Here is a 513-nt window from a genome sequence, read left to right as displayed (position 1 = left end):
TTTCGTAATTTATTGAATTAAAAGCCAAGCTCACTTTTGAGTTTGGCTTTTTTTTTGCTTGTCGAAACGTGATAGGTGGCTGATTACTCTCCAGTGCGACAGCAGCGCCCTTTGTTGACGTTTGCGGAATCCAAGGCTGCCAGAATAGAACAATGGCTTGCATCGTCGTCTACGTGCCCACAACACGCATCATTAATCTTTTTAAGTGCAGTGCGAATCTTAGTTAACTCAGTGATCTTTTCATCAATCATCTCTAATTTTGCTGAGGTAATCGACTTCACTTCAGCGCAACTGTGCTGTGTGGCCTCGAGGCGAATCTCAAGCAATTCTTTAATCTCGTCCAAACTCAGCCCCAACGCTTTAGATTTGAGAATAAACGTCACCTGTTTCTGGTTATTTTCATCATATAGGCGATAACCCGACTCACTGCGACTGGCTGGCGCGATCAGGTTATTCTTCTCATAAAATCGCAAGGTATCGGCTGTCACACCGCATCGCTTCGCTAATTCACCG

General features: G+C 44.4%; 1 protein-coding gene. It reads right to left on the bottom strand.

Annotation, left to right across the window (positions count from 1 at the left end; translation table 11 throughout):
• Positions 1-83: 83 nt before the first annotated feature.
• Positions 84-513, bottom strand: a 430-nt coding sequence (zntR, locus tag IQQ51_RS22600) for a Zn(2+)-responsive transcriptional regulator (protein WP_228013158.1), incomplete at its 5' end; no start/stop codon positions are given.

This window comes from Vibrio sp. OPT18 (genome assembly GCF_015163615.1).
Classification (GTDB): Bacteria; Pseudomonadota; Gammaproteobacteria; order Enterobacterales; family Vibrionaceae; genus Vibrio; species Vibrio coralliirubri.
This window is presented reverse-complemented; position numbering and strand designations above follow the sequence as displayed.